4 protein-coding genes and 1 pseudogene are annotated in these 7180 nt (G+C 65.0%); all 5 read right to left on the bottom strand.

The features are described 5' to 3' along the window. Positions 1-756 (bottom strand): class I SAM-dependent methyltransferase (locus AC3ERS_RS35920; RefSeq protein WP_431972611.1); only part of this gene is annotated, 756 nt, incomplete at its 3' end. Positions 757-845: 89 nt separating this feature from the next. Further along, positions 846-2309: a wax ester/triacylglycerol synthase family O-acyltransferase gene (locus AC3ERS_RS35915; protein ID WP_431972610.1), complete on the bottom strand. Its 1464-nt coding sequence runs from the start codon at positions 2307-2309 to the stop codon at positions 846-848. Between the two features lie 24 nt (positions 2310-2333). Beyond that, positions 2334-2708, bottom strand: coding sequence for a hypothetical protein (locus tag AC3ERS_RS35910; protein ID WP_431958610.1), 375 nt, complete (start codon positions 2706-2708; stop codon positions 2334-2336). A gap of 589 nt (positions 2709-3297) precedes the next feature. Continuing rightward, positions 3298-4965 (bottom strand): annotated as a pseudogene (locus tag AC3ERS_RS35905) (long-chain-fatty-acid--CoA ligase). A gap of 191 nt (positions 4966-5156) precedes the next feature. Next, on the bottom strand, positions 5157-7097 hold the full coding sequence (locus tag AC3ERS_RS35900) for a fumarylacetoacetate hydrolase family protein (RefSeq protein ID WP_431972609.1): 1941 nt from the start codon (positions 7095-7097) through the stop codon (positions 5157-5159). Positions 7098-7180 lie beyond the last annotated feature (83 nt).

Here is a 7180-nt window from a genome sequence, read left to right as displayed (position 1 = left end):
CGGGAAGCGCGTATCCAACCGGATGCGCGCTTCTGCCGATGAGCGGATATACCGGCCCGAGTACGCACCATGCGGGCGTCGGGCTACGAAGACATATTCTCGACTGTCCTCGGTGAACGGTTCGCCAGCGAACCCACCGTGGAGTGCCTCGAGTTCCAGGTCTGCCACGTCGAGAAGTCCGAGCCACTCGTTCTTCGTCGCCCACCACAAGGAGCTCACCGCGCCGTCGTCACGGACCAGGTCAATCCGGTTGTCGCCCACCGCGTATCGGATTGTGTGCGGGACCGGTCCGAGCTGGCGAGTGCCGTCCAGGTCTGCTGCGGTGTGGTGATCGAAGACGAACGCGTTCCAGGCGAATCGTCCGCCGGGCTGCAGGGAGGCGGCTACACGCTCGAAGACACGGCGGCGGTCAGCCCAGGTATTCAGGTGCAGCAGCGCACGGAACGGGCAGTAGATCAGCGCCGCCGGCTGATCGAGGCGCAGCTCGCGCATGTCGGCCTCGCGCAATTCGAGCCGCACGCCAGCCGCCGCCGCCCGGATCATGGCCTGCTCGAGCATTCGAGGAGAGGTATCGACGCCGATTACGGGTTGCCCGGTGGCTTGGGCAACCGGGATCGCCACCCGGCCATTGCCGATTGCGAGTTCGACCAACGGCCCATCGGCACGACTGGCAAGCTCGACATAGAAAGCAATATCCGCCGTCATACCGGCCGACCATTCGTCATAATGGTCCGCGAATGCCTCGTTCCAGCTCATACAACCAAGACTGCCCGTGCACCCAAGGAAACCCAATCGATTTCGGGCAGCAACTCGGCGACACCAGTATCCGCACATGCCGGGATCGATCACCGCGGTGACGGGCGCGGCGTAGTCGGCGCGTTGGGCGTCGGTACCGACTCCATGGCGCCGGCCCGACCGCCTTTCTCAGACCCCAGGACCGGTTGCACGAGGTCGTCGAGGGCACTGCGCAACCCGCGGGCGAAGACCTCCACGTCCGGGCAACTGTCCTGATCGGCGGCGGCAGTGAAATTGAGCTGGCCGGCGTACGACAGGGCTGCGACGACGAGTGTCAGGTTGCCCATGGGCGGCAGTAGGGGGAACACCTCCAGCAGCGGCGCGCCGGCGAGATAAAGCCGCGTCCGCGGACCCGGGACGTTGCTCACGACCAGGTTCACCGACCGCTGCCGCGGAAACAGCCGGTACCAGATGCGCTGGCAGGCGACGAATCTGAAGATCCCGCTGCCCGCCTCGGGGCGAGCCTTGCCCTTCCGTGCGCTCGTCTCTGCGGCGATCACCGTGAGCCGGCACACCGGGTCCGGCTCACCGACCGGCAGCGGCACCATCATCCATCCGGGCGTGTTGCCTTGCGCTTCCCCGGGCCGCGCTTCGTGGTGGGAGATGGTCACCATCGCGCGCTGGACAAGCCCTCGGACATCCTCGCCGCGGCTTGCCAGCAGCTGGCGCAGGCCGCCGGCAACCGCGGCCAGCACCACGTCGTTGACCGTGGCCTGATGGACATGAGCGACATGTTCGATGGGGTCGAGACGGCCGCGGACGATGGTCAGTCGGCGCTCGGAGCCTACGGGGTGGTTGAGACTGGTTCGTGGGGCAGGCTTTTCGGTGAGCACCTCCCGCCAGGCCGGCAACGCGCGGCGCGCCTGGCGCAATGTTCTACTCGGATGGACAAGGCCCGACCACCCGAGCCGTAGTTCCTGTCGGCGGCGTCGCAGGTTGTCGCCGAGCAGTTCACCGGTGGACGGGATAGGTGTCGGCGTCCACGGCGGTGCACCCTCGACCGGCGCGTCGGCGGTCCGGTCGAGCAGCGCCCCGAAGGCGGCCATCGCGGCGGGGCCGTCGGCGAGGACGTGATGCAGCTTCAAGAACGCGCCGACCCGTTGGTCCGGCAGGCCGGGCAGCAGCCACAGCTCCCACAGTGGCCGGGCGGGGTCGAACGGCCGCCGGGCCAGCTGCTGACATGTCCGCAGCAGCTGGTCCTGGTCGCCGGGCGCGGCAACCGCATGGACGTGGAGGTGCTCAGCGAGGTCGAAGGAGGGCGCGTCGATCCACAGCGGCCACCCCAGCCCGAGGCGAGGCCGGTACAGCAGCTGCCTGAAACGAGGCACCAACCGCATTCTCGGCTCGAGGTGTCGCCGGACCGCGTCGAGTCGGACGCTGCCGTCCTCGTCGAGCAGGTTTGTGCCGTCGAGGATGGCGAGCCCGCCGATGTCGGTGGACCAGCCGTAGTCGTCCCAGAGCAGCAGGAACAGGTCCGAAGCGGTCACCCGCTCCAGGAGACGGGTCTCGGCCATGACCTCACGTCCCTTCCTCGGGGCCTAGACAGCCGCCGCGGTTCCGAGGCCTTGGAGGAACGAGTAAACAGCGATTCCTCCGGCGTGCTTGTCTGCGAGTTCCCTGAGCTCCTGGGAGACCTCGCCGAAGGCGGTCATCCGGTGGTCGTATGCGTACTTCTCGAAGAGGATCGCCCGCGCGTCCATGACGTGTGAATTGTGCTCGATCAGACCTTGCCCGCTCGGGTACGCCTCGTGGACCTCGCACTCGGTTCCGTCCTCGCTGATGAACCAGTCGTAGCGAAGGGTCTGCGTGTCCTTCTCTCGGGTCAGCCGCATGATCTCGGCCGCTTGCGCCTTGAACCCTTCCAGTTGACCTGGACGGATCTTCAAGTGTGCGTGCAGTTCCAGATGTCCCATGACTCCTCCCGGCATCGACTTCGGGTGCGGTCGTGCTGACCGCGGGTGGGGACGAAGCGGTGGGCGATATCCGAGAACGCGGGCCAGTGGCGCGTGGCACACCCGCATTGCCTACGCCAGCACAGTGACGCCGGTGTCTGTCGAGTCGAGAGTCTCTCGTTCGACTTCGATCGAGTCGTCCGCGGAGTCGGCACTCCTCCTCCACTCCGTTCTTGCGGCTCAGCCTCGATTCCCGGCTCATGGCCGGACCGCCTCTTTTTCTTCACATCGTCGTCTTCGAGACCGCCTCGCGGCAGGGCCGAAGGTCCACCCCTCACCGGGCCGACCGGCCTGACTGCCAGGGTCCGATGCGCGCCCCGTTGATCGGTACCGCGCCGAGCATCCACCACGAGCCGTGAGGATCTGGTCGCGGGTCTCGCGGGGTTTGTTTTCCGGCGGCGCGGACCGAACCACGGGAGCCGCTTCGAGCAGGTCGGTACCCACCGATGCGAAGCGCTGTTCGAAGGCTGTCTGGTCGGCGGGTACCGGTTGCATGCTCACGCCAGCGGCGCTGTTCGCCCCTGTGACGTGCGTTCAGCACAGTCGTTGTTCACTGAGCGTCCTCGTAGAGATCGGAGTACTGGGTGCGCATGATCTTCTTGTCGAGCTTCCCGACGCTGGTACGCGGCAGCTCCTCGACGAACAGGACCGTTTCCGGCAGTTGCCATTTGGCGAATCCGCCCCTCGAGCAACTCGTGGATCTCGATGAGCGGCATTTCGTTTCCATCCACCGTGACCACGAGCGCGACCAGGCGCTCCTGCCACTTCGGGTGCGGCACACCGATCACCGCGGCCTCGGCCACCATCGGATGCCCGGCGATGGCGTTCTCCATATCGATCGAGGAGATCCACTCGCCACCGCTCTTGATCACGTCCTTGATCCGGTCGGTCAGCTCGAGGTACCCGTTTTCGTCGATGCGGCCCACATCCCCACTGCGCCAATAGCCTTCGTGGAATCGGTCGCCGTCGTCGGGCAGCTGGTGATACCGCTCGATGATCCACGGGCCGCGCACCAGGACCTCGCCCTGCGCGACACCGTCGTGCGGCAGATCATTGCCTTCCGCGTCCACGATCCGAATATCGACACCGACGGCCGTAATGCCCTGGGAGCGTTTGAGATCCCACTGCTCGTCCTCGGTGAGAGTGTCGCGCAGCGCGGGTTTCAGCGCGCCGTTCGCGGCGACGATGGGCGTCGTCTCGGTAGCCCCGTAGCCGTGCACGATGTCCGCGCCGGTCAATTCGTAGAAGCCGCGCATCATCGACAACGGCGGTTCGGTCGCGCCCGAGAGCAATCTGGCACGGCTGAAGTCCGGCTTGACGTCGAGGGTTCGGATGTAGTCGAGCATGGGCCCGAAGATCGCGGGTGCGCCATTGGCTATGGTGACGTTCTCGGCGATCATCTCATCCACCAGGACCGAGGTGTCCTGCGCCAGATTACGCCCGGGGAGCACGATCTTGGCCGCGCTGTACACACCGGACTGCGGCAGTCCCCACGACTGTCCATGGAACATGGGGGTAATGAGCATGATCGCGTCGTCGGCGGTAATGCTCAAGGCCGCGGCCTGCGCCACAGCGTGCAGATACATTCCGCGATGCGAGTAGTAGACGCCCTTGGGGCGGCCGGTGGTCCCGGTGGTGTAACAGGCACTGTAGGTGGAGGTTTCGTCGATCATCGGCCACTCGATCTCGGTGTCGGCGGTGGCCATCAGGTCCTCGAAATGGTGCACGTCGACAGGGTGGTCGAGATCTCGGCCATCGGCCGGTCGGACATGATCACCCAGCCTTCGACGCCGACTCCTTGGGCGGCAAGGGATTCCGCTACCGGTAGCAAGGTCTCGTCGACCAACACGAAGCGGGCCGCACTGTGCTCGACCACGTACCCGAGGTCCTCGGGGGACAATCGCAGATTCATTTGCAGCATCGCCGCCGCGAGCCCCGGGATCGCCCAGTACAGCTCGAAATGCCGCCTGCTGTTCCAGTCCAGGACCCCGACCATGTCGGCGGGTCCGATACCGAGTCCGCGAAGGACGTTGGCGGCCTTGCGAATCCGAACGTACGCATGGCGGTAGGTGTAGCGATCCCAGCCGCCGTCTGCGGTCCGGAAGACGATCTCCTGTTCGGGGTACGTGCGGGCGGCGTGCCGAATGAGTGTCGTGGTGTTGAGCTGGTAGTGGTCGCCGTGCGTCGACGGTAGGCCCTTGACGATCTCGTATGTCATTGCGTACTCCTGGAAATTCGTTCGATAATGGTGGCGTTCGCGGCGCCCGTCGCCTCGCAGATCGTCTGCGGACTCGCATCACCTGGAATCACAGCGATTCCGGCGCTGGCGAACTGCGCGGCGAAGGCGGGCAGAGCCTGGTCGTGAACTGCTGACAAACCATGCGCCATCTTGTTGCGCGGATGAGTGATCTAGCTGCGGTGCTTGGCGTCCCAGTCGGCCTGCATGGTCAGCAGGGCCACGATAGGCAGTTCGGGTGTGTCGGGGTCCAGTTCCCGGTAACGGACGTAGACGTTGTTGACGATGCGCTCGGCATCCAACCAGTCCTTGAATGGGCCCAGGTCGATCTGGTGGACCGCCTCGGCCACCGGCAGCCCGGCGTGGAAGGCGACATCGGACTGTTCGATCACCATTTCCCAGTATTCCTTTACCGCGCGTATGGCCTCGACGCCGACAACCGGGCCATGCCCGGGAATTACGACCGAGGGTCCGAGGTCGATCATGCGTTCGCAGGCAGCGACCCAGTTCGAGATCGGCCCCGCCCACACGATCGGTGAACTGCCAGCGAAAACCAGATCGCCTGTGAACAGCACACCGGCGTCGGGAACGAACGCGACCGTGTCGGCGGTAGTGTGGGCGGGACCGAGATCGTGGAGTTCGACTGTGCGGCTACCTACCTCGACGGTCAGCGACGTGTCGAAGGTCTGATCGGCATTGCGCACCGCGATGCTGCCCCAATCATGACCACCGAACCGTTCCCGCAGCCAGGGGCTGGCAACCGGGCCGAGATCCATGGAGGCGACGAAAGCCATCATCTGTGGATTCATCTCGTGCGCGAGCTCCTCAGCACTGCCGGCCGCCGCGAGGATGTTCACCGACTCGTCGAGCAGTTGATTGCCGTAACAGTGATCGCCATTGGCATGAGTGAACAGCGCCGTGGTGATGGGACGTGCCGACGTGATCGGCACCATTGCATCGAGCATCGCTCGAGTCAGCTGCAAATCGTAGAGCGTATCGATGAGCATCGACGCGTTGTCTCCGGCGATCAGTCCCGCATTGCTGAGGCCGTATCCACCGTCGGGTTGAATCCACGCCCACACATCGCGGCCGACTTCATGCAGTCCATGGGTGAACGGCAGCAGCGGTTTCAGCGGGTTGGGGCGCCGCACGACGACGGGGACATCGGGATTCACCCGTGCCGGTAGCGGTTCGGGGCAGTGGGATGCGCGCACCGTCTGGCGGGTCTGACCGAGACCTTCGACGGTCAAGGTGACCACATCGCCGTCTCGCAGCCATCCGCGCCAGTTGTCGATGTCATCGAGCCGGAAATGCTCCAGCAGCGTGCACACCGGCACCGTGCCCGACCCGAATACCTCTCCGGCGACGATCGGAACACCTCGCGACGCGAATGAGATCACCTCTGCGAAACTCCAGTCCATCGGCGCGGTCGACCGCGTGCCGATCACCGTGTCGTTGATCATGGCCGTCACGGTCAGATCCAACTGTCCGTCGCGCATGTACGGCTCCAGATCATCGGGGGTGACCAGATATGGGCCCAGGGTGATGCCGCTGTCCTTTCCCTTTGCCTGCCCGATGGCCATCTGTGCGTCAAGGGCCTGCAGATCTCGCGCCGACCAGTCGTTGACGATCGTGTAGCCGATGATGGCGTCCTGCGCCTGCGAAACGGTGAGATCCTTGCCGCCGACGCCGACGATGGCACCGATCTCCAGTTCGAAATCCTGCCAGGCGGTTCCGGGCGCCATCGGCGCGTCGTCGAAGGGCCCGAGAATGGTGGTCGGGCACCGGAACGCGAAAGCGGGTATCCGGTAGAAGACGTCTTTGAGGACGCGGCCCTGCCCGACCGCTTCCTGATAGTTGCGTACGTGGTCGAGATAGCACAGTGCATCGCGAAACACAGGTGGTCGCTCGATGGGCGCCAACAGATGGGCCTGCGCCAGACTCACCACCTCCGCCGGAGACTGCCGGGCAGCCTGCCCGAGCTCATGCAGCACTTCGGCGCCTCGGCCGATCACGTCGATCAAGGCCAGTCCTGTCGGCAGGGCGTGAATCGCGTCGCCGACCACGACTCCGGCACGGTCCCCTTCGTCGGACCGGTACATCACATAGCGCATCGAACACCTTTCGCCTGTGTTGGCTAACACAGAATAGGCTATCAAGCATTGCAAAGGTCTTCCAACATAGGACAGAGGAGCTT

This window comes from Nocardia sp. bgisy134 (assembly GCF_057708325.1).
Note: the sequence above shows the minus strand (reverse complement) of the source record. Positions and strands in the feature narration are given on the sequence as shown.

Bases quoted from the DNA above. Each gene is read 5' to 3' on its own strand.
- AC3ERS_RS35915 (WP_431972610.1), bottom strand. From the start codon at position 2,309: ATGGCCGAGACCCGTCTCCTGGAGCGGGTGACCGCTTCGGACCTGTTC.
- AC3ERS_RS35910 (WP_431958610.1), bottom strand. From the start codon at position 2,708: ATGGGACATCTGGAACTGCACGCACACTTGAAGATCCGTCCAGGTCAA.
- AC3ERS_RS35900 (WP_431972609.1), bottom strand. From the start codon at position 7,097: ATGCGCTATGTGATGTACCGGTCCGACGAAGGGGACCGTGCCGGAGTC.